At 69.9% G+C, this 21,755-nt stretch carries 16 protein-coding genes, 1 tRNA gene and 1 pseudogene; 10 read left to right on the top strand and 8 right to left on the bottom strand.

All coding sequences use genetic code 11. From position 1 onward, the window contains the following. Positions 1-194: 194 nt before the first annotated feature. Positions 195-1,307 carry a LacI family DNA-binding transcriptional regulator gene (locus ACWDUZ_RS31300; RefSeq protein ID WP_451635179.1) on the bottom strand — a complete coding sequence of 371 codons (1,113 nt, stop codon included), beginning with the start codon at positions 1,305-1,307 and terminating at the stop codon, positions 195-197. A 431-nt stretch (positions 1,308-1,738) separates the two neighbouring features. Between ACWDUZ_RS31300 and hisC the strand changes: the two genes are divergently transcribed. From hisC to cydD, 4 genes are all read left to right on the top strand, one after another. Then, positions 1,739-2,818: a histidinol-phosphate transaminase gene (hisC, locus tag ACWDUZ_RS31295; protein WP_451635178.1), complete on the top strand. Its 1,080-nt coding sequence runs from the start codon at positions 1,739-1,741 to the stop codon at positions 2,816-2,818. 549 nt (positions 2,819-3,367) lie between these two features. Then, on the top strand, positions 3,368-4,876 hold the full coding sequence (locus ACWDUZ_RS31290; protein ID WP_451635177.1) for a cytochrome ubiquinol oxidase subunit I: 1,509 nt from the start codon (positions 3,368-3,370) through the stop codon (positions 4,874-4,876). Between the two features lie 18 nt (positions 4,877-4,894). After that, complete coding sequence (gene cydB, locus ACWDUZ_RS31285; protein ID WP_451635176.1) at positions 4,895-5,899, top strand: cytochrome d ubiquinol oxidase subunit II; 1,005 nt, start codon at positions 4,895-4,897, stop codon at positions 5,897-5,899. Positions 5,900-5,959: 60 nt separating this feature from the next. Next, positions 5,960-9,463, top strand: coding sequence for a thiol reductant ABC exporter subunit CydD (gene cydD, locus ACWDUZ_RS31280; protein WP_451635175.1), 3,504 nt, complete (start codon positions 5,960-5,962; stop codon positions 9,461-9,463). 18 nt (positions 9,464-9,481) lie between these two features. Here the strand turns inward: cydD and ACWDUZ_RS31275 are convergent, their stop codons facing one another. The 5 genes and pseudogenes from ACWDUZ_RS31275 to ACWDUZ_RS31255 all read right to left on the bottom strand — a co-directional run bounded on the left by ACWDUZ_RS31275 (position 9,482) and on the right by ACWDUZ_RS31255 (position 14,376). Continuing rightward, positions 9,482-10,408, bottom strand: a complete 927-nt coding sequence (locus ACWDUZ_RS31275; protein ID WP_451635174.1) for a Cof-type HAD-IIB family hydrolase — start codon at positions 10,406-10,408, stop codon at positions 9,482-9,484. Positions 10,409-10,457: 49 nt separating this feature from the next. After that, positions 10,458-11,369: an LLM class flavin-dependent oxidoreductase gene (locus tag ACWDUZ_RS31270; RefSeq protein WP_451635173.1), complete on the bottom strand. Its 912-nt coding sequence runs from the start codon at positions 11,367-11,369 to the stop codon at positions 10,458-10,460. Between the two features lie 42 nt (positions 11,370-11,411). Beyond that, positions 11,412-11,875: pseudogene (locus ACWDUZ_RS31265) on the bottom strand (hypothetical protein). Between the two features lie 12 nt (positions 11,876-11,887). Continuing rightward, positions 11,888-12,436: an RNA 2'-phosphotransferase gene (locus tag ACWDUZ_RS31260; protein WP_451635172.1), complete on the bottom strand. Its 549-nt coding sequence runs from the start codon at positions 12,434-12,436 to the stop codon at positions 11,888-11,890. 176 nt (positions 12,437-12,612) lie between these two features. Then, positions 12,613-14,376 carry an SDR family oxidoreductase gene (locus tag ACWDUZ_RS31255; protein ID WP_451635171.1) on the bottom strand — a complete coding sequence of 588 codons (1,764 nt, stop codon included), beginning with the start codon at positions 14,374-14,376 and terminating at the stop codon, positions 12,613-12,615. A 227-nt stretch (positions 14,377-14,603) separates the two neighbouring features. On the opposite strand from ACWDUZ_RS31255, the gene ACWDUZ_RS31250 reads away from it, so the two are divergent. The 6 genes from ACWDUZ_RS31250 to ACWDUZ_RS31225 all read left to right on the top strand — a co-directional run bounded on the left by ACWDUZ_RS31250 (position 14,604) and on the right by ACWDUZ_RS31225 (position 18,811). After that, on the top strand, positions 14,604-15,575 hold the full coding sequence (locus ACWDUZ_RS31250) for an ABC transporter ATP-binding protein (RefSeq protein WP_358869619.1): 972 nt from the start codon (positions 14,604-14,606) through the stop codon (positions 15,573-15,575). Further along, positions 15,565-16,476 carry an ABC transporter permease gene (locus ACWDUZ_RS31245; RefSeq protein ID WP_451635170.1) on the top strand — a complete coding sequence of 304 codons (912 nt, stop codon included), beginning with the start codon at positions 15,565-15,567 and terminating at the stop codon, positions 16,474-16,476. The genes ACWDUZ_RS31250 and ACWDUZ_RS31245 overlap by 11 nt, the downstream gene beginning before the upstream one ends. Then, positions 16,473-17,384, top strand: a complete 912-nt coding sequence (locus ACWDUZ_RS31240; protein ID WP_451635169.1) for an ABC transporter ATP-binding protein — start codon at positions 16,473-16,475, stop codon at positions 17,382-17,384. The genes ACWDUZ_RS31245 and ACWDUZ_RS31240 overlap by 4 nt, the downstream gene beginning before the upstream one ends. A gap of 10 nt (positions 17,385-17,394) precedes the next feature. Continuing rightward, on the top strand, positions 17,395-18,114 hold the full coding sequence (locus tag ACWDUZ_RS31235; RefSeq protein ID WP_451635168.1) for an ABC transporter permease subunit: 720 nt from the start codon (positions 17,395-17,397) through the stop codon (positions 18,112-18,114). 96 nt (positions 18,115-18,210) lie between these two features. Next, positions 18,211-18,450, top strand: a complete 240-nt coding sequence (locus ACWDUZ_RS31230) for an SGM_3592 family protein (protein ID WP_451635167.1) — start codon at positions 18,211-18,213, stop codon at positions 18,448-18,450. A 274-nt stretch (positions 18,451-18,724) separates the two neighbouring features. Further along, positions 18,725-18,811 (top strand) — tRNA-Ser (locus tag ACWDUZ_RS31225). Between the two features lie 59 nt (positions 18,812-18,870). Here the strand turns inward: ACWDUZ_RS31225 and ACWDUZ_RS31220 are convergent. Then, positions 18,871-19,707 carry an HAD family hydrolase gene (locus tag ACWDUZ_RS31220; RefSeq protein WP_451635166.1) on the bottom strand — a complete coding sequence of 279 codons (837 nt, stop codon included), beginning with the start codon at positions 19,705-19,707 and terminating at the stop codon, positions 18,871-18,873. Next, positions 19,704-20,984 (bottom strand): serine--tRNA ligase, encoded by a 1,281-nt coding sequence (gene serS, locus ACWDUZ_RS31215; protein ID WP_451635165.1) that lies wholly within the window; start codon positions 20,982-20,984, stop codon positions 19,704-19,706. The genes ACWDUZ_RS31220 and serS overlap by 4 nt, the downstream gene beginning before the upstream one ends. Positions 20,985-21,755 lie beyond the last annotated feature (771 nt).

Raw genomic sequence — 21,755 nt, 5'->3', positions numbered from 1 at the left:
CGCATCTGCACCGCTTCGGACTGCCTGGTCGCAGCGGCCCGCGGTGTCGTGGGCCCATCATAGGAATGCGGATCGCGCCATGTGATGACCCAGGGGTGGTGAATCGGAACAGGACTCAGGTTCACCGCGGCTTTCGCCCCGATTGGGCCGTCTTCGGCGCTCCCGCGACCGGCTGTCCCCGGTGCCCCGGGTTCTCAGTGCCCTTCCGGTGTGCGTGGCGGGCTGACGGTCGTGCGCGGCGGGCGCCGCTGGGACGAGGTGCGCACGATCAGCTCGGTCGGTATGACCTGCTCGACCGGGTGGTCGGACTCCAGTCCCTCGATGGCGTCGATGAGCAGTTGCACCACCGCCGTGCCGATGCGGCGCGGCTTGAGGGAGAGCGTTGTGATGGGCGGCTCGGTGTTGGCGTACACCGTGGACTCGCTGCAGCAGACCAGCAGCAGGTCGTCGGGCACGCGCAGGCCGTAGCGGCGGGCGGCGGCGAGCAGGTCGGTGCCGTTCGGGTCGAACAGCCCGTAGACGGCGTCCGGCCGATCGGGGCGGGCGAGCAGCCGGTCGGCGGCGACGGCGCCCGCGCAGGGATCGTGGGCGGGATAGGCCTCGTACACCGGGTCCTGGCCGACGCGTTCGCACCAGTGCAGGTAGGCGGTGGTCGACAGGTGGGTGTAGGTGTCCGTGGTGGTGCCGGTGAGCAGGCCGATACGGCGGGCACCGGCCTCGGCGAGGTGGTCGAGGATGTCCAGCACGGCGGCCTCGTGGTCGTTGTCGACCCAGGCGGTGACGGGGAGCGAACCGGCCGGGCGGCCGTCGCTGACCACCGGTAAGCCCTGGCGGACCAGTTCGCTGACGACCGGATCCTGGTCGGAGGGGTCGATGACGACCGTGCCGTCCAGGGCGACGTTCGACCACACGTCGTGGCGTGAGGTCGCGGGGAGGATGACGAGGGCGTAGCCGCGGGCGAGCGCGGCGGAGGTGGCGGCGCGGGCCATCTCGGCGAAGTACGCGAACTCGGTGAAGGTGAAAGGTTCATCCCCGTACGTCGTCACGGTCAGGCCGATGAGGCCCGACTTGCCGGTACGAAGGGTGCGGGCTGCGGCCGAGGGGCGGTATCCCAGCCGGTCGGCCACCTCGCGGACATGGCGCCGGGTGGCGTCCGGGAGCCGGCCCTTGCCGTTGAGGGCGTCGGAGACGGTCGTGATGGAGACTCCGGCGGCGGCGGCCACGTCTCTGATGCCCGCCCGGCCCGGCCGACTGCCTCGACGTGAGGTTTCCGCGCGGCTCACCTGGTGCTTCCCTGCTGCTGTCATGGCGAGCCGATAGTAGGGCTCATGGGGTGGGGTAGTGCGGACGCATATGCGCGCATTGACAGGCACGTTTCTGCATGGTCATTTCGGTCCAACTACCTTAGAAAACAAGTAAGTTAGCAGGTGAGGTGTCAGGAGATGACGCGGTGGCGCGCGTGCACCTGGCGTGCCTTCGAGGTCTCGAAGAGGTCTCAACTCACCTTCACGAGGGATGCGCGCCACGGCGCGAGCCACCGGCGCGTAGATATATGTGCGACGCGCCCCTCGTATCCGTACATATTCGTACGATGGTGACCCCCGACGCTGCTGAGGCGGGGTGAGAGGCCAGGTCGGCGGCCGGGCGGGAGCGATCGGGCCCCGCCCATTCGCACGGGCGCCCAATCCTCATAAGGTGTGCAGTATTGAAAGCCGGTGTGGTCACGAGGAGGACTGCGGTGAGCGAGACGAGCCCGAAGCTGCGCGCCGAGCTGGAGGGTATCCCCACCTACAAGCCGGGCAAGCCCGCCGCGGCCGGCGGCCCGGCGGCCTACAAGCTGTCCTCCAACGAGAACCCGTACCCGCCGCTGCCCGGGGTCATGGAGACCGTGACGGCTGCCGCCTGCTCCTTCAACCGGTACCCGGACATGGCGTGCACCGCCCTGACCGAGGAGCTGGCCGAGCGTTTCGGGGTGCCGGCCGCCCACGTGGCCACCGGCACCGGCTCCGTCGGCGTCGCCCAGCAGCTGCTCCAGGCCACCAGTGGCCCCGGCGACGAGGTCATCTACGCCTGGCGTTCCTTCGAGGCCTATCCGATCATCACGCAGATCAGCGGGGCGACCTCGGTGCAGGTCCCGCTGACGCCGGGCGATGTGCACGACCTGGACGCGATGGCGGACGCGATCACCGACCGCACCCGACTGATCTTCGTCTGCAACCCCAACAACCCGACCGGCACGGTGGTGCGACGGGCCGAGCTGGAACGCTTCCTCGACCGGGTGCCCAGCGATGTCCTGGTGGTGCTCGACGAGGCTTACCGCGAGTTCATCCGCGACGCCGAGGTGCCGGACGGTGTGTCGCTGTACCGGGAGCGGCCCAACGTCTGTGTGTTGCGCACCTTCTCCAAGGCCTATGGCCTGGCCGGGCTGCGGGTGGGTTTCGCGATCGCCCATGAACCGGTGGCGGCGGCGCTGCGCAAGACGGCGGTGCCGTTCGGAGTGAGCCAGCTGGCCCAGGACGCGGCCGTCGCCTCGCTGCGTGCCGAGGACGAGCTGCTCGGCCGGGTCGGCTCGCTGGTGTGCGAACGTACACGCGTGGTCGACGCGTTGCGTGCGCAGGGCTGGACGGTGCCCGAGACGCAGGCGAACTTCGTGTGGCTGCGGCTGGGGGACCGGACGATGGCCTTCGCCGAGGCCTGCGAGCACGCCGGCGTGGTCGTCCGGCCGTTCGTGGGCGAGGGTGTGCGCGTGACCGTCGGGGAGACCGAGGCGAATGACATCTTCCTGAAGACCGCGGAAGCCTTCCGCAGGGAGGCCTGAGCGGCCGGCGCGGTCTTTCCGATCGCCGCTGGTAGCCCTCGAGAGGTTCCACGCATACCGGGTCGCCAGCACACACGGTCGTCGGAAGGCGGGGGCCGCCGTCGATCCTGCTGAGGACGTTGCATGGGCTCATGAGGTGGGCGCCCTCCCCCGAACTCCTTCGGGGGAGACTCCGGCCTGGTGGGATGGGCGCGGGCGCCCGTAGGGAAGGGCCGGCGACATCACCGTCGGTCCAGAAGGCGACCGTGCCTGGGCCGACGACCTGCTGGGCGTCTGTTTCACGTGGAACACGGGTCGCGGTGAGGTGTCCCGCGGGCCGGGAGATCTGCATCCGCATGAGATGTCGTTCAACAACTTGTTGAATTTCTTGCCCAGGTCTTGACGTGACGGAGAACAGGGACCCCCCGGGTTCCGCACCGAAAACCTGTGCGTCATAATTGCTTGTGAATGTGAACGCGTTCACAAGCGAGTCCGATTACTGCCCTGTTGTGTGGGACATATCGGGGCAAACCGTCGCCTCGACCACGGCGACGTAAGGAGAGTGACGACGTGAACCTGGCTTTGGCGCCGGAGACACTGGCGCGCTGGCAGTTCGGCATCACGACCGTCTACCACTTCCTGTTCGTTCCCCTGACGATCTCCCTGGCCGCCCTGACGGCCGGGCTGCAGACCGCCTGGGTGCGCACGGAGAAGGAGAAGTACCTCAGGGCGACCAAGTTCTGGGGCAAGCTCTTCCTGATCAACATCGCCATGGGTGTGGTCACCGGCATCGTGCAGGAGTTCCAGTTCGGCATGAACTGGTCGGACTACTCCCGCTTCGTCGGCGACATCTTCGGTGCCCCGCTCGCCTTCGAGGCACTGATCGCGTTCTTCTTCGAGTCGACCTTCATCGGCCTGTGGATCTTCGGCTGGGACAAGCTGCCCAAGAAGATCCATCTGGCGTGCATCTGGATGGTCTCCCTCGGCACGATCCTCTCGGCGTACTTCATCCTCGCGGCCAACTCGTGGATGCAGCATCCCGTCGGCTACCGGATCGACAAGGCCAGGGGCCGTGCCGAACTCACCGACTTCTGGGCCGTCCTGACCCAGAACACCGCACTCAGCCAGGCCTTCCACACCCTCTCGGCCGCCTTCCTCACCGGTGGCGCCTTCATGGTCGGCATCGCCTCCTACCACCTGCTGCGCAAGAAGCACGTGAGCACGATGAAGACCTCGCTGCGGCTCGGCCTGGTCACCGTCACCATCGCCGGCCTGCTCACCGCCGTCAGCGGTGACACCCTCGGCAAGGTCATGTTCAAGCAGCAGCCGATGAAGATGGCCGCCGCCGAGGCGCTCTGGGACGGACAGAAGCCGGCCCCGTTCTCGGTCTTCGCCTACGGCGACGTGGAGAAGGGCCACAACTCGGTCGCGATCGAGATACCCGGCCTGCTGTCCTTCCTGGCCGACGACAGCTTCAGCTCCTACGTCCCCGGCATCAACGACGTCAACAAGGCCGAGCAGCAACAGTTCGGTCCCGGCGACTACCGGCCCAACATCCCCGTCACCTTCTGGGGCTTCCGGTGGATGATCGGATTCGGGATGACGTCCTTCTCCATCGGCCTGGCCGGGCTCTGGCTCACCCGCAAGAAGTTCCTGCTGCCGCGGCATCTGCGGGTCGGCGAGGACGAGGTGCCGCACCTGGTCCTGTTCAAGAACAAGGCACTCGGCCCGCAGCTGACGACGTGGTACTGGCGGATCGCGATCTGGACACTCGCGTTCCCCCTGATCGCCAACTCCTGGGGCTGGATCTTCACCGAGATGGGCCGCCAGCCCTGGGCCGTCTACGGCGTGCTCCAGACCCGACAGGCAGTCTCCCCCGGCGTCTCCCAGGGCGAGGTCATCACCTCCATGACCGTCTTCACGCTGCTCTACGCCATCCTCGCCGTCGTCGAGGTGAAGCTGCTCGCGAAGTACGTCAAGGCCGGCCCGCCGGAGCTCACGGAGGCCGACCTCAACCCGCCCACGAAGATCGGCGGCGAAGTCCGTGACGCCGACAAGCCGATGGCCTTCTCGTACTAGGCCGAGGGAGGCACAGTCATGGAACTGCACGACGTCTGGTTCGTCCTCATCGCCGTCCTGTGGACCGGCTACTTCTTCCTGGAGGGCTTCGACTTCGGGGTCGGCGTCCTCACCAAGCTGCTCGCCCGGAACCGGGCCGAGAAGCGTGTTCTGATCAACACCATCGGCCCTGTCTGGGACGGCAACGAGGTGTGGCTGATCACCGCGGGCGGGGCCACCTTCGCCGCGTTCCCCGAGTGGTACGCCACGCTCTTCTCTGGCTTCTACCTGCCGCTCCTGGTCATCCTGGTCTGCCTGATCGTGCGGGGTGTCGCCTTCGAGTACCGGGCCAAGCGGCCCGAGGAGAACTGGCAGCGCAACTGGGAGACCGCCATCTTCTGGTGCTCGCTGATCCCCGCCTTCCTGTGGGGCGTGGCATTCGGCAACATCGTGCACGGGGTACCGATCGACAGGAACCTCGAATACGTCGGTGGCGTCGGGGACCTGCTCAACCCGTATGCGCTCCTCGGCGGTCTGGTGACCCTGACACTGTTCACCTTCCACGGTGCGGTGTTCACGGCGCTGAAGACCGTCGGTGACATCCGGGAACGGGCGCGCAGGCTGGCCCTGCGTCTGGGCCTTCTGACGGCCGTCGCGGCTCTGGTCTTTCTCCTGTGGACGCAGGCCCACTCGGGCAACGCCCGGAGCCTGGTGGCGCTGGTCGTGGCAGTGGTGGCCCTGGTCACCGCACTGGTGGTCAATCAGCTCGGGCGGGAGGGATGGTCGTTCGCCCTGTCCGGTCTCACCATCGTGGCCGCCGTGGCCATGCTCTTCCTGTCGCTCTTCCCGAACGTCATGCCGTCCACGCTGGACGCGGACTGGAGCCTGACGGTCACCAACGCCTCGTCCAGCCCCTACACCCTGAAGATCATGACCTGGTGCGCAGGGATCGCCACACCGCTCGTCCTGCTCTACCAGGGGTGGACCTACTGGGTGTTCCGCAAGCGGATCGGCACGCACCACATCGCCGAACCCGCGCACTGAGTCCGACCGGGGTGTGTTTCACGTGAAACACACCCCACTGGGCCGAAGGGCATGCTCCACGTGAAACCGATCGATCCGCGACTTCTCCGCTACGCGCGGGCCACCCGGCTCTTTCTGATGGCCGTTCTCGGCCTGGGGGCTCTCGGTGCGGGCCTCGTCATCGCTCAGGCCATGCTTGTCGCCGAGGTGGTGGTCGGTGCCTTCCAGCACGGAATGGCGGCCGGTGAACTCCGCACTCCGCTGCTGCTGTTGGTGACGGTCGCCTGCGGCCGGGCCTTGGTCTCCTGGCTCACCGAGCTCGCCGCGCACCGGGCGAGTGCGGCGGTGAAGTCCGAACTGCGCGACCGGTTGCTGGAGCGCGCGGCGGCGCTTGGTCCGGGATGGCTCAGCGGGCAGCGGACCGGCTCGCTGGTGGCGTTGGCGACGCGTGGTGTCGACGCCTTGGACGACTACTTCTCCCGCTATCTGCCGCAGTTGGGGCTCGCGGTGGTCGTCCCCGTGGCAGTGCTGGCGAGGATCGTCACCGAGGACTGGGTGTCGGCGGCCATCATCGTCGGCACCCTTCCGCTCATCCCGGTCTTCATGATGCTGATCGGCTGGGCCACGCAGTCCCGCATGGACCGCCAGTGGCGGCTGCTGTCCCGACTCTCCGGGCACTTCCTGGACGTGGTCGCGGGACTGCCGACCCTGAAGGTCTTCGGCCGGGCCAAGGCGCAGGCGGACTCGATCCGGCGCATCACGGGCGAGTACCGGCGCGCGACGCTGCGCACCCTGCGGCTCGCCTTCCTCTCCTCCTTCGCACTGGAGCTGCTGGCCACTCTGTCAGTGGCTCTGGTCGCCGTGTCGATCGGCATGCGGCTGGTCAACGGCAACATGGACCTGTACACCGGCCTGGTCATCCTCGTCCTCGCGCCGGAGGCCTACCTGCCGCTACGCCAGGTCGGCGCCCAGTACCACGCGGCGGCGGAGGGACTGGCGGCCGCGGAGGAGATCTTCGCCGTGCTGGAGACACCCCTGCCGGAGTCCGGTACGGCGGCCGTCACCTCCGATGCGCTGACTTTCGAGGGCGTGCGCGTCCGCTACCCCGGACGGAGCGTGGACGCCGTGGCCGAGGTGTCCTTCACCGTGCGGCCGGGGGAGACGGTCGCTCTCGTCGGGCCGAGCGGCGCCGGCAAGTCGACCCTGCTGAACCTTCTGCTGGGCTTCGTCCGGCCCACCGAGGGCCGGGTGCGCGTCGGAGGAGCCGATCTCGCCGACCTGAATCTGGAACAGTGGCGTGCCCGCATCGCCTGGGTGCCTCAGCGGCCCCACCTGTATGCCGGGACGATCGCCGAGAACGTACGGCTGGCACGGCCCGACGCGGACGAGACGGCCGTACGCAGGGCGTTGGCCGACGCCGGGGCCCTGGAGTTCGTCGACGCGCTGCCGGACGGGACGCGGACGGTGCTCGGTGAGGACGGCACCGGGCTCTCCGCCGGTCAGCGGCAGCGGTTGGCGCTGGCACGGGCCTTCCTCGCCGACCGGCCGGTCCTGCTGCTGGACGAGCCGACGGCCGCGCTGGACGGAGCGACCGAGGCCGAGGTCGTGACGGCGGTGCGGCGGCTCGCGGCCGGGCGGACGGTGCTGCTCGTCGTCCACCGGCCGGCGCTGCTGGGCGTCGCTGACCGGGTGGTGCGACTGGACGGCAACCGGAGGAACGGCCCGGCGCCCATGGCGCCGGTACCCGCGAGTCGTCCGGAACCCATGGTCGAGACGGTGCGGAGCAGTGCTGCCGTACCGGAAGACGGGCCCGGGGACGCGACCTTGGCGGCGAAGGGTGCTGTCCTCACCCGGGTCCGGGCGATGTCCGGGCCCCGGAGCGGCCACCTCGCCCTCGCTCTGGTCCTCGGCAGCCTCGCCCTCGGCAGTGCCGTCGGGCTCATGGCCACATCCGGCTGGCTGATCTCCCGGGCGTCGCAGCATCCCCCCGTGCTCTACCTGATGGTGGCGGTCACGGCGACACGGGCCTTCGGTATCGGCCGGGCGGTGTTCCGGTACGCGGAACGACTGGTGTCGCACGACGCGGTGCTGCGCATGCTCGCGGACACACGAGTGGCCGTCTACCGGCGCCTGGAGCGGTTGGCGCCCGCGGGACTGCGCGGTCTGCACCGGGGCGATCTGCTGACGCGGCTCGTCGCCGATGTGGACGCGTTGCAGGACTACTGGCTGCGCTGGCTGCTGCCGGCCGGTGCGGCGCTGGCGGTGTCCACGGCCTCCGTCGCCTTCACCTCCTGGCTGCTGCCCGAGGCCGGTGCCGTGCTCGCCGTCGGGCTGCTCGCGGCCGGTGCCGGCGTCCCGCTGGTCACCAGCGCCGTGGCCCGGCGCGCCGAGCGGCGGCTGGCCCCGGCCCGCGGCGTCCTCGCGACCCGTGTGACCGACCTGCTGACCGGGACCGCCGAACTGACGGTCGCCGGCGCCCTGCCTTCCCGTGCCGCCGAGACGCGACGGGCCGACGGTGCGCTGACCCGGATCGCCTCGCGCGCGGCCACCGCCACCGCGCTCGGCGACGGGCTCACCGCCCTGGTCTGCGGGCTGACCGTCGCGGCCGCGGCCCTCGCCGGCGTCCAGGCGGTCGCCGGCGGGCGCCTGGACGGGGTGGCCATGGCCGTCGTCGTGCTCACCCCGCTGGCCGTCTTCGAAGCGGTGCTCGGCATGCCGCTCGCCGTGCAGTACCGGCAGCGGGTGCGTCGCAGCGCGGAGCGTGTACACGAGGTCCTGGACGCCTCCGGGCCCGTCCGGGAGCCCGAACGTCCCCGGCAGTCGCCGGCATCGCCGTTCCCACTCACCGTCAGGGGCCTGACAGCCCGGCACGCGGGGCAGGGACGGGACGCACTCAGCGGGCTGGACCTGACTCTGGAGACGGGTCGCAGGGTGGCCGTGGTCGGGCCGTCAGGATCCGGCAAGACGACGCTGGCACAGGTGCTGCTGCGGTTCCTCGACCCGACGGCGGGCGTCTACACCCTCGGCGGCATCGATGCCCGCGCGCTGGACGGCGACGACGTACGACGGCTCGTCGGGCTGTGTGCCCAGGACGCGCACATGTTCGACAGCTCGGTGCGGGAGAACCTGCTGCTGGCGAAGAAGGACGCCACCGAGCCCGAGTTGCGTGATGCGCTGGCCCGGGCCCGGCTGCTGGACTGGGCCGACACTCTGCCCGACGGCCTCGACACACTCGTCGGCGAGCACGGCACGCGGCTCTCCGGTGGTCAGCGCCAGCGGCTGGCCCTGGCCCGGGCGCTGCTGGCCGACTTTCCCGTCCTGGTGCTCGACGAGCCCGCCGAGCACCTGGACCTGGAGACCGCCGACGCACTCACCGCCGATCTGCTGGCCGCCACCGAGGGCCGTACGACGGTGCTCATCACCCACCGCCTGGCCGGACTGGAGGCCGTGGACGAGGTGATCGTGCTCGACGAGGGTCGTGTGGTCCAGCGGGGGCCGTACGCGGAACTGGCGGCCCTCCCCGGGCCGCTGCGGCGGATGGCGGAGCGGGAGGCCGCGGCGGAGCTGCTGGTGGGGGCGCGGTAGCGGCGCGCCCCCGGAGAACTACCGCCGCTCCCCCAGCAGCCGCTCGATCACGACGGCGACACCGTCCTCGTTGTTGGCGACCGTGCGACCGGACGCCGCGGCGATCGCGTCGGGGTGGGCGTTGCCCATGGCGTAGGACCGGCCGGCCCAGGTGAGCATCTCGATGTCGTTCGGCATGTCGCCGAAGGCGACGACCTCCTCGTGCGAGATGCCGCGCTCGGCGCAGCACAGCGCCAGCGTGCTGGCCTTGGAGACGCCCGGTCCGCTGATCTCCAGCAGGGCGCTGGGACTGGAGCGGGTGATGGTGGCACGCTCCCCGACGGCGAGGCGCGCGACGGTGAGAAAGGCGTCCGGGTCCAGCGTCGGGTGGTGGGCGAGGATCTTCAGGACCGGCTGCCCGGCGGCGACGCCACCGGGTGCGAGCAGCTCCTCGGCGGGTGCGAGGGCGTCCGGCACCTCCATGTGCAGCTTCGGATAGTCCGGCTCCTGGTAGAAGCCGTACGTCTGCTCGACCGCGTAGACCGTGCCGGGTGTGGCCTCGCGCACCAGCCGCACGGCGTCCAGCGCGTTGTCCCGCGCCAGGTCCCGGATCTTCACGAAACGGTGGGTGCCGGGGCCGCCGTGGAGGTCGACCACGGCGGCCCCGTTGCCGCAGATCGCCAGGCCATGGCCGTGGACATGGTCGCTGACGACGTCCATCCAGCGGGCCGGGCGGCCGGTGACGAAGAAGACCTCGATGCCGGCCTCCTCGGCGGCGGCGAGGGCGGCGACCGTACGGGGCGACACCGACTTGTCGTCGCGCAGCAGGGTTCCGTCGAGGTCGGTGGCGATGAGCCGTGGCTTGACGACGCGAGCACCTCCCGACTCGAGCGAGGTCGAGAGCGTGGGAGAGGCCGGGGGCTCGGGCTGTCGAGTCGCTGAGGTCACCGCGTCATTGTCCCGCATATGCCCGCACGCCCGTGCGGGAGTGCGCACATTTGAGGGGTAGCCTGCGTCACGTCAGCTGAGAGGGCGCTTCCATGGCGATCCGTTCGAACACCTTCTCCTCCGCGGCGAAGTCCGAGTCGGGGATCGGCCAGTGGATCACGATCTCGGTGAACCCCAGCTCCTGGTGGCGGCCGGCGAAGTCGACGAAGGCGTCGAGGGACTCCAGCGGGCGCCCCCGGTCAGGGGTGAAGCCGGTCAGAAGGATCTTGTCGAGGCCGGCGGCGTCACGGCCGACCTCGGCACACGCATCGGCCAGCTTCTCGGCCTGGCCGCGGAGGGCCTGCACGGACTGCTCCGGCGTGCCGTTCTCGTAGAGCTTCGGATCGCCCGTGGTCACCCACGCCTGACCGTAGCGGGCGGCCAGCCGCAGCCCGCGTGGGCCGGTGGCGGCCACCGCGAACGGCAGCCGGGGCCGCTGGACGCAACCGGGGATGTTGCGGGCCTCGTGTGCCGAATAGAAGTCGCCGTCGTACGACATGCCCTCCGTGCCGTCCTCGGTCAGCAGCCGGTCGAGCAGCAGGACGAACTCGGCGAAGCGATCGGCGCGCTCGCGGGGAGTCCAGGGCTCCTGGCCGAGCGTGGTGGCGTCGAAGCCGGTACCGCCCGCCCCGATGCCGAGGGTGATCCGGCCGCCGGAGATGTCGTCGAGCGAGATCAGTTCCTTGGCGAGGGTGACCGGGTGCCGGAAGTTCGGCGAGGTGACCAGGGTGCCCAGACGGAGCCGTTCGGTCACGGCGGCGGCCGCGGTCAGCGTCGGCACGGCACCGAACCACGGGCCGTCCCGGAAGCTGCGCCAGGACAGGTGGTCGTAGGTGTAGGCGGTGTGGAAGCCCAGTTGTTCGGCGCGGGTCCACGCCGAACGGCCGCCCTCGTGCCAGCGGCGGTAGGGAAGGATCACGGTGCTCAAGCGCAGACTCATGCAGGCGAGCCTAAGCGTCCGCCCGTGTTTCACGTGAAACGGTCACTGTATGCGGCTGTTCAGCCGCGGAGTGAGGCCGATCACGGGGATACGCTCCTTGTATGTGCGGTCTCCGTCGGGAGGGGCACGACCATGCGGTAACCGGGCGGGAACCGACGCGCCGTGACGTATGCCAGGTCGTCGAACACGGCGCGAATAGAAGCGGGAACATCGTCACGAGGCAGGTCGGGGAATTCGACCCCCTCGACGGAGATCAGCGCGTCGTCCTCCGGGGAGAGCCGCACGGCGATCCGCGGCAGGCCGCTGAACTCGATGAAGGCCTCGTGCGGGAGCGACCCGTCCGGGTCGTTGGTCACCCCGACGCCGACGGCGCTGCGACGGGAGGTCTGGTCGGCGCCGATGTCGTGGGTCACCTCGATCTCGCGTGTGTACGCGGCCGCGATGGCGCGACAGGCGGTGACGGCGGCCCCGGTGGTGGGCGGATGGCGGTCCATGGCGACGATCATGCCCAAGCCGGATCAGTGACCCGAGGGAAACCGAAGGTATTGCGGTGGTACGCCCTTGGTCAGCCACACCCCGTTGGCGCTGACGTGGAAGACATGGCCGTCCCGGTGCATGGCCAAGGCGTCGACGGCGAGCACGACGGGGCGGCCTCGGCGGGCGCCGACGCGGGTCGCGGTCTCCCGGTCAGGCGAGAGATGAACGTCGTGACGGCTCATGGGCCGCAGTCCCTCGGCGCGGATCGACTCCAGATTGCGGGCCACGGTCCCGTGGTAGAGGTAGGGCGGCGGAGTCGCCGGGGGCAGCCCGAGATCGACGTCGATGCTGTGCCCCTGGCTGGCGCGGATGCGGTCGCCGTCGATCGCGAACCGCTGCTTGTCGTTGGTGGCGACCACCTGGTCCAGTTCCTCGCGCGTGACGGGGAAGCCGTGCGCGGCAGCCGCCGCGATCAGCGCATCGATGGCCACCCAGCCGCTCTCGTCCAGGGTGAGCCCGATCCTCCCGGGCTGATGGCGTAGGTGCTTGGAGAGGTACTTCGACACCTTCACGGTGCGTCTTTCGTCCATGCCATCAGCGTGCCGGGAGAGACGAGCATCACGCAGGTCTTTTTCGTTCCGCAGGTTTGATCCACAGCCAAGGCGTGTTGTCCACAAGCGAACGGGCACTTCTGTGGACAACTGACCGCCGCGCGAGGGCGTTGTGCCGCAGACTGCCACTCAGAGAGGCCGCACGGCCGCCCCACTCACCAGCGTGGCCGCACCCGTGCCAGCCTGCGCAGCGCACGCGGAGTGAAGCGCGACATCGCGTGGAAGAGGCGCGCCTCCGGGGTCACCGGCACCATCGCCTCGTCGCGTACGACCGCGCGCAGGATCGCCTCGGCGACCTTCTCCGGCGGATAGCCTCGCAGTCCGTACAACCGGGCGGCGCGCCGTCGGAGGCGCCTCTCCTCCTCCGCGTCGACGCCCGTGAAGCGTGCGGTCGAGGTGATGGCCGTGTCGACGAAGCCGGGACAGACCGCCGTGACGCCGATTCCCTGCCCGGCCAGCTCGGCGCGCAGGCACTCGCTGAGCATCAGCACCGCCGCCTTGGAGGTGCTGTAGGCGGGCAGCGCCCGGGAGGGCTGGTACGCGGCCGCGGACGCGACGTTGATGATGTGGCCGCCTTGACCGCGCTCGGCCATCTGCCTGCCGAACAGCCGGCAGCCGTGGATCACGCCCCACAGATTGACGTCGAGGACGTTCTTCCAGTCCTGCACGGTGTGGTCGAAGAAGGAGCCGGACAGTCCGACGCCCGCGTTGTTCACCAGGACGTCCACCACGCCGTGCTCGGCGGCGACCTTGTCGGCCAGCTTCTCCATGGCCTGCCCGTCGGAGACGTCCACGGTCTCCGACCACGCCGCCGACGCGCCGAGCGGCCCGGCCAGCTCGGCGGTGCGCGCTGCGGCTTCCGCGTCCCGGTCCACGGCCACCACACGCGCGCCGGCCTCCGCGAACGCGAACGCCGTGGCCCGGCCGATGCCGCTGCCCGCTCCCGTGACCAGCACGAGCTGCCCGGCGAAGCGGTCGGCGTACTTCCCCGTGGCGGCGGTCTGCGGTCGTCCGCTCTCGGTGGCGGTCACGAACTCTGTGATCCAGGCGGCCAACTGGTCGGGCCGGGTGCGCGGGATCCAGTGCTTGGCGGGGAGCGTGCGGCGCACCAGCCGAGGGACCCACTGCTCCAGGTCGTCGTACAGCCGCTCGGACAGGAACGCGTCCTCCACGGGAGTGATGAGCTGCACGGGAGTGTGTGCGTGGGCGTCCGTCCGCGGGCTGCGCAGGCGGGAGCGCACATTGTCCCGGTACAACCAGGCTCCGTGCGCGGCGTCCCGGGGCAGGGACGCCGTCGGATAGCCGCCGCCGGGCACTTTCTCGACACGCTGGAGGACCTTCGGCCAGCTTCTGCCGAGCGGGCCGCGCCAGGCCAGTTCCGGCAGCACGGGGGTGTGCAGCAGGTACACGTACCAGGACTTGGCGCCCTGACCGAGGAGTTGGCCCACGCGGCGCGGAGTGGGGCGCTTGAGGCGCGCGTGGATCCAGTGGCCGAAGTGGTCGAGTGACGGTCCGGACATGGAGGTGAACGAGGCGATCCGGCCCCGGGTGCGCTCGACGGTGACGAACTCCCAGGCCTGCACCGAACCCCAGTCGTGCCCGACCAGGTGCACCGGGCGGTCGGGGCTGACGGCGTCCGCGACCGCGAGGAAGTCGTCGGTGAGTTTCTCCAGGGTGAACCCGCCCCGCAGCGGCCTCGGCGCGGTGGAGCGGCCGTGGCCGCGGACGTCGTACAGCACGACATGCAGCCGGCCGGGGCCGGCGAGGCGTTCGGCCACCTCGGCCCAGACCTCCTTGCTGTCCGGGTAGCCGTGCACCAGGACGACCGTCGGCTGCCGTGGGTCGCCCAGCTCGGCCACGCACAGCTCGACCCCGCCGGTGCGCACCCGGCGTTCCCGTGCGCCGTTCAGCGACGTCACATGTGTCCCCTCTCCTCTGCCCAATGCTCCTCGCCGCGTAGCCGTGGGCGACTGTGGCAGTTGTTAGACGGGTCGTCAATAGTGCCGGGTGGACGCTCCTCCACCCGGCGCCGTCAGACCGCAGGGCCTGACCCCTAGGGTTCCCGTAATACTCGAGTCGGAGGCAGAAACGGCTCTGGGGTCTGACGCCTCGCGTGGCACGGGTCACTACCGTTGAAGACGTGACTGTGATCGCGACCGAAAGCCTGAGCAAGCGGTTCCCCCGGGTGACCGCGCTTGACCGGCTCTCCGTGGACGTCGGACCCGGTGTGACCGGACTCGTCGGCGCCAACGGAGCCGGCAAGTCCACACTGATCAAGATCCTGCTGGGTCTGTCCCCCGCCACGGAGGGCCGCGCCGAGGTGCTCGGCCTCGACGTCGCCACCAAGGGCGCCGCCATCCGCGAGCGCGTCGGCTACATGCCGGAACACGACTGCCTGCCACCCGACGTCTCGGCCACCGAGTTCGTCGTCCACATGGCGCGCATGTCCGGCCTGCCGCCCACCGCCGCGCGCGAGCGCACCGCGGACACGCTGCGCCATGTCGGACTGTACGAGGAGCGCTACCGCCCCATAGGCGGCTACTCCACCGGCATGAAACAGCGCGTCAAGCTCGCCCAGGCCCTGGTGCACGACCCGCAGCTGGTCTTCCTCGACGAGCCGACCAACGGCCTCGACCCGGTCGGTCGCGACGAGATGCTCGGCCTGATCCGGCGGATCCACACCGACTTCGGCATCTCGGTCCTGGTCACCTCACACCTGCTGGGGGAGCTGGAGCGCACCTGCGACCACGTCGTCGTCATCGACGGCGGCAAGCTCCTGCGGTCCAGCTCCACCACCGACTTCACCCAGACCACGACCACCCTCGCGATCGAGGTCACCGACAGCGACGAGCACCCGGACGGCACCCGCGCGGTGCGCGACGCGCTCCACGCGCGCGGGATGCAGACCGAGGACGGCACCGGCCTGCCGGGCGCTGGACACGTCCTGCTCCTCACCGCGCAGGGTGAGGAGACGTACGACCTGGTGCGGGACGTGATCGCGGACCTCGGCCTCGGCCTGGTGCGCATGGAACAGCGCCGGCACCACATCTCGGAGGTCTTCCGGGACGACGAACAGCGCGACGGACAGCGGAAGGAGGCGGTCGGCCATGGCAGTTGAGCAGCCCATGGGCGCACCCGTCAGGCCGGCGGGTGACCAGACCCGCATCCACAACATCGGCTACCGCACCTACGACGGCCCCCGCCTCGGCCGTGCCTACGCCCGCCGCTCGCTGTACTCGCAGTCCCTGCGCGGCGCCTACGGCCTCGGCCGCTCGGTCAAGTCCAAGGTGCTGCCGATGCTGCTGTTCGTGGTGATGTGCGTGCCCGCGGCCATCATGGTCGCCGTCGCGGTCGCCACCAAGGACCTGCCCGTCGACTACACCCGCTACGCGATCATCATGCAGGCCGTGATCAGCCTGTACGTCGCCTCGCAGGCACCGCAGGCGGTGTCGCGGGACCTGCGCTTCAAGACCGTGCCGCTGTACTTCTCGCGGCCGATCGAGACCGCCGACTACGTCCGCGCCAAGTATGCGGCACTGGCCTCGGCCCTGTTCATCCTGACCGCCGCGCCGCTGCTCGTGCTCTACGTCGGCGCACTGCTGGCCAAGCTGGACTTCGCCGACCAGACCAAGGGATTCGCACAGGGGCTCGTCTCCGTGGCACTGCTCTCACTGCTCTTCGCCGGCATCGGCCTCGTCATCGCCGCCGTGACCCCGCGCCGCGGCTTCGGCATAGCGGCCGTGATCGCCGTGCTGGTCATCTCCTACGGCGCGGTCTCCACCCTCCAGGCCATCGCCGACGCCCAGAACAACACCGGCGCGATCCCCTGGATCGGCCTGTTCTCGCCGGTCACCCTGATCGACGGCGTGCAGACCGCCTTCCTGGGCGCGACGTCCGCGGCGCCCGGTGCCGTCGGCCCCGGCACCGGAGAGGGCGTCGTCTACGTCCTCGTCCTCCTGGGCCTCATCGCCGCTGCCTACGGCCTCCTGCTGCGCCGCTACAAGAAGGTGGGACTGTGACGACCCTCACCATCGACCATGTCTCCCGCTGGTTCGGCAATGTGGTCGCCGTCAACGACATCACCATGACGATCGGCCCCGGCGTCACCGGTCTGCTCGGCCCCAACGGAGCCGGCAAGTCCACGCTGATCAACATGATGGGCGGCTTCCTCGCCCCCTCCACCGGCTCCGTCACCCTCGACGGACAGCCGGTGTGGCGCAACGAGCAGATCTACCGGCACATCGGCGTCGTCCCCGAGCGGGAGGCGATGTACGACTTCCTCACCGGCCGCGAGTTCGTCGTCGCCAACGCCGAGCTGCACGGCCTCGGGGCCAAGGCGGCACAGAAGGCCCTGGCCACGGTCGAGATGGAGTACGCACAGGACCGGAAGATCTCCACCTATTCCAAGGGCATGCGGCAGCGGGTGAAGATGGCCAGCGCCCTCGTGCACGACCCCTCGCTGCTCCTGCTGGACGAGCCGTTCAACGGCATGGACCCGCGCCAGCGCATGCAGCTGATGGACCTGCTGCGGCGCATGGGTGACGAGGGCCGCACGGTGCTCTTCTCCTCCCACATCCTGGAGGAGGTCGAACAGCTGGCCTGGCACATCGAGGTGGTGGTCGCCGGCCGGCACGCGGCCAGCGGCGACTTCCGCAAGATCCGACGTCTGATGACCGACCGCCCGCACCGCTACCTGGTGCGCTCCAGCGACGACCGCGCCCTCGCGGCCGCACTGATCGCCGACCCGTCGACGTCCGGCATCGAGGTGGACCTGGTCGAGGGCGCGCTGCACATCCAGGCCGTCGACTTCGGCCGGTTCACGACCCTGCTGCCGAGGGTGGCCCGGGACCGAGGCATCCGGCTGCACACGGTCTCGCCGTCCGACGAGTCCCTCGAGTCCGTCTTCTCGTATCTGGTCGCGGCGTAGGAGGCCGAAGATGTACGACCCCACAGTCGCCCGGCTCACCTACCGAGCCCTCCTCGGCCGTCGCCGGGCCCTCATCCTCGGCGCGCTGCCGCTGCTGCTGATCGTCATCGCCGTGGTCGTCCGCGCGCTCACCGGCGCCGACGACCAGACCGCGGCGAACGTCCTGGGCGGGTTCGCGCTCGCCACCATGGTCCCGATCATCGGTGTCATCGCCGGTACCGGTGCGATCGGACCGGAGATCGACGACGGCTCGGTGGTGTACCTGCTGTCCAAGCCGCTGAAGCGGCCGACGATCATTCTCACCAAGCTGATCGTGGCGATCGCGGTGACCATGGTGTTCTCGGCGGTGCCGACGCTGGTCGCCGGACTGATCCTCAACGGCAACGGGCAGCAGATCGCCGTGGCCTACACGGTGGCCGCACTCGTCGCCTCCATCGCCTACTCCGCCCTGTTCCTGCTGCTGGGCACGGTCTCCCGGCACGCGGTGGTCTTCGGCCTCGTCTACGCCCTCGTCTGGGAGGCGCTGTTCGGCTCCCTGGTGCCCGGAGCGCGCACCCTGAGCATCCAGCAGTGGTCCCTGGCGGTGGCGCACAAGATGGTCGGCGGAGACCTGGTCACCTCCGACGTCGGGCTGTCGACGGCGACGGTGCTGCTGGTGCTGGTGACCGTGTTGGCCACCTGGTACGCCGGGCAGAAGCTGCGGGCCCTGACCCTCGCCGGGGAGGAGTGAGAACCGCTTCCCGGGCGGGCCTCACCCGGCCCTGACGGAGCCTTCACCCCCACGCGCGCACACTGGGCGCACCGGACGGACGATCGGGAGGACGGGATGGCAGGCCAGACGCCGGAACGCGACGGCCGGGGGGCCACCGGCGACGGCTGGGACGACGTGGTCCTCGACGCGGACTTCATACGAGCCGCAGAGACCACCGAGCCGTCCGCCCGGGCTCGGGTGCTCGCCGCCCGCTGGCGCCGCGAGGCGCCCGAACCGCAGCCCTGGCGCTCCGACGAGCCACCCGCGGGATGGTTCTTCAGCAAGGTCCGCCGACGCGGGTGGCGGCGGCGCTGAGCCATCGCGCGGTGCGCGCTGAATTCGGTGGCGTAGGTGGCCCCGGGACGGCACAGTGATGGGGTCCGCAGCGCCGGGGTGAGCCGGCGCCACGTTCTGGGAGAGGAGCTGTGGCGATGTCCATGCACGGCAGTACGCCCAGCTCCCGACAGGGCAGCCCGCGGCGGGCTCCGGAGTAGTCCTCACCGCTCCGCGTCGAGCCCGCCCCGCACGGGGCGCTGCCCGGGGCGGCCGCTTCGAGCACGCGATCCGCTGTCGCGTGGGCCGCCCACCCGGAGGATTGGCCGAGTGGTAAGGCACCGGCTTGCTAAGCCGTGGTCGGGGGTGAAACCCCGCGCACGTTCGATCCGTGCATCCTCCACAGAGACCGAAACGGCACAGACCGAAACCGCACCACCGAGACCGGCGAGAGCCGCGAGTTCAGCCCAGGAACCTTTCCAGCACCACCGCGATGCCGTCCTCCTCGTGGGAGGCGGTCACCTCGTCCGCGACTGCCTTCAGTTCCTCGTGCGCGTTGGCCATGGCCACGCCGTGCGCGGCCCAGGCGAACATCGGGATGTCGTTGGGCATGTCGCCGAAGGCGATCGTGTCGGCGGCCTTCAGGCCCAGCCGTCGTGCGGCGAGCGAGAGGCCCGTCGCCTTGGACAGTCCGAGGGGGAGCAGTTCGACGATGCCCTCGCCGGCCATGGTGACGGAGACGAAACCGCCCGCGGCCCGGTTCGCCGCATCGGCGAGCTCGTCGTCGGAGAGAGTCGGATGCTGGACGTAGATCTTGTTGAGCGGTGCGCTCCACAGGTCCGAGGCGTCCGCGAACGGGGTGGCCGGCAGGGCGCCGGTGAGGGTGTAGCCGGGGCCCACGATCACCTCGCCGTCCAGGCCGTCCCGGCTGGCCGCCAGGTACAGCGGGCCGACCTCCGCCTCGATCTTGGCCAGGGCCACCCCGGCCAGCTGCCGGTCCAGGGTCACCGAGGTCAGCAGACGCTGCTCACCCGCGTGGTAGACCTGGGCGCCCTGGCCGCAGACCGCGAGGCCCCGGTAGTCGAGGTCGTCGAGGATGTGCCGGGTCCACGGGACGGCACGGCCGGTGACCACGATGTGCGCGGCACCCGCCTCGGTGGCCGCGGCGAGCGCCTCACGGGTGCGGGTCGATATCGACTCGTCGGAACGCAGCAGCGTGCCGTCCAGGTCGGTCGCGATCAGCCGGTAGGGGAGGCCGCCGGACGTGTCGCCGGCGGCCTCGGGAGCGGGGTGGGTCACTTGGTGGCCACCGGCTCCAGGACCTCCCGGCCGCCGAGGTAGGGACGCAGCACCTCGGGCACGCGCACCGAACCGTCGGCCTGCTGGTGGTTCTCCAGGATCGCCACGATGGTGCGCGGGACCGCGCACAGCGTGCCGTTGAGCGTGGCCAGCGGCTTGACCTGCTTGCCGTCGCGGACACGGATCTGCAGTCGGCGCGACTGGTACTCGGTGCAGTCCGACGTCGAGGTCAGCTCGCGGTACTTGCCCTGGGTGGGGATCCACGCCTCGCAGTCGAACTTGCGCGCCGCCGAGGAACCCAGGTCACCCGAGGCCACGTCGATGACGCGGAACGGCAGCTCCAGCGAGGTCAGCCACTGCTTCTCCCACTCCAGCAGCCGCCGGTGCTCCTCCTGCGACTCCTCGGGGGCCACGTAGGAGAACATCTCGACCTTGTCGAACTGGTGCACGCGGAAGATGCCGCGGGTGTCCTTGCCGTGCGAGCCGGCCTCACGGCGGAAGCACGGCGAGAAGCCCGCGTAGCGCAGCGGCAGGCGTTCGGCGTCGATGATCTCGTCCATGTGGTACGCCGCCAGCGGCACCTCGGACGTGCCGACCAGGTAGAGGTCGTCCTTGTCGAGGTGGTAGACGTCCTGCGCGGCCTGGCCGAGGAAGCCGGTGCCGGCCATCGACTGGGGGCGGACCAGCGCGGGGGTCAGCATCGGGGTGAAGCCGGCCGCGGTGGCCTGTGCAATCGCCGCGTTCACCAGGGCCAGCTCCAGCAGGGCGCCGACACCGGTGAGGAAGTAGAAGCGCGAACCGGACACCTTCGCGGCGCGCTCCACGTCGATCGCGCCGAGGAGCTGACCGAGCTCCAGGTGGTCCTTGGGGGTGAAGCCCTCGGCGGAGAAGTCGCGGATCGTGCCGTGCGTCTCCAGCGTGACGAAGTCCTCCTCACCGCCGACGGGCACGTCGGGGTGCACGAGGTTGCCGAGCTGGAGCAGCAGTTCGTGGGTCTCGCTGTCCGCGGCGTCGCGCTCGGCGTCGGCGGCCTTGACGTCGGCGGCGAGCTGGCTCGCCTTCTTCAGCAGCTCGGCCTTCTCGTCACCGGTGGCCTTGGGGATGAGCTTGCCCAGCGCCTTCTGTTCGGCGCGCAGCTCGTCGAAGCGGACGCCGGACGACCTGCGCCGCTCGTCGGCAGACAGGAGGGAGTCGACGAGCGCGACGTCCTCTCCACGGGCGCGCTGGGAGGCGCGCGCACGGTCGGGGTCCTCACGGAGCAGACGAAGGTCAATCACGCGGTCAAGGCTACCGGTGCCACGTTCCCGCTCACGACCCTGTATTCCGAACCGCGCGTCTCGGAGGTGTGCGTCGGCGTACACACCGTTATGGACGAATTGCGGAGTGTGTCAATAAAGGGATGCGCTGCCCCCTGGAAGGGGGTCGGTCGCAGAGGCCTGGTTGACTGGATTCCCTTGCGCAGAGGGGGACTTGGGGGCTGTGTTGTCCACAGGGGTCCATCACCGCCGGCGAGTTATCCACAGGCTGTGTGCAAGATCTGTGGATGTCGGAATTGATCACTCCGGAAGCATCGGCCGGAAGGGAGAATTCCCGGTGCAAACCGGCCTGACACCCACTTTCGGGTGGAAAGGGGTCGCTCCAAAAGATGAATCAAAGGAAACGGATGGACGAAGGGGCACCTACGGGGTGATGGTCCGGCTTGCGGTCTGAAGGGCGTTATGTCGACCGAGGTGTCGCGCGGTGTCGACTTGTCCCCAGGTCGATCAGGGCACCTGTGGATAACTCCTGTGGATGACGAAGATCTGCAGGTAAGACCGATCGCATTCGGTCAGAAACGACTAGCCGGCGTCTGTACGGCGGATCACGACGCACACGCGCCGGACACCCTGGAAACGGCCGCCTGGCCGCGTGCCGCCAACCTTGGAAACGGCGTCCTGGCACCGTGCCACCGACCCTAGTAGGGCTTGGTCAGGTTCACTCGCCGGTGGCGTGTCCGTTTGATCGGGTGTGTCGTTGACGGGGTGTGCTGGGTGGGGAGTTGGCCGCGG

It is taken from the genome of Streptomyces sp. NPDC003393 (assembly GCF_053589015.1).
Note: the sequence above shows the minus strand (reverse complement) of the source record. Positions and strands in the feature narration are given on the sequence as shown.

Bases quoted from the DNA above. Each gene is read 5' to 3' on its own strand.
- ACWDUZ_RS31300 (WP_451635179.1), bottom strand. From the start codon at position 1,307: ATGACAGCAGCAGGGAAGCACCAGGTGAGCCGCGCGGAAACCTCACGT.
- cydB (WP_451635176.1), top strand. From the start codon at position 4,895: ATGGAACTGCACGACGTCTGGTTCGTCCTCATCGCCGTCCTGTGGACC.
- ACWDUZ_RS31275 (WP_451635174.1), bottom strand. From the start codon at position 10,408: ATGCGGGACAATGACGCGGTGACCTCAGCGACTCGACAGCCCGAGCCC.
- ACWDUZ_RS31270 (WP_451635173.1), bottom strand. From the start codon at position 11,369: ATGAGTCTGCGCTTGAGCACCGTGATCCTTCCCTACCGCCGCTGGCAC.
- ACWDUZ_RS31260 (WP_451635172.1), bottom strand. From the start codon at position 12,436: ATGGACGAAAGACGCACCGTGAAGGTGTCGAAGTACCTCTCCAAGCAC.
- ACWDUZ_RS31245 (WP_451635170.1), top strand. From the start codon at position 15,565: ATGGCAGTTGAGCAGCCCATGGGCGCACCCGTCAGGCCGGCGGGTGAC.
- ACWDUZ_RS31235 (WP_451635168.1), top strand. From the start codon at position 17,395: ATGTACGACCCCACAGTCGCCCGGCTCACCTACCGAGCCCTCCTCGGC.
- ACWDUZ_RS31230 (WP_451635167.1), top strand. From the start codon at position 18,211: ATGGCAGGCCAGACGCCGGAACGCGACGGCCGGGGGGCCACCGGCGAC.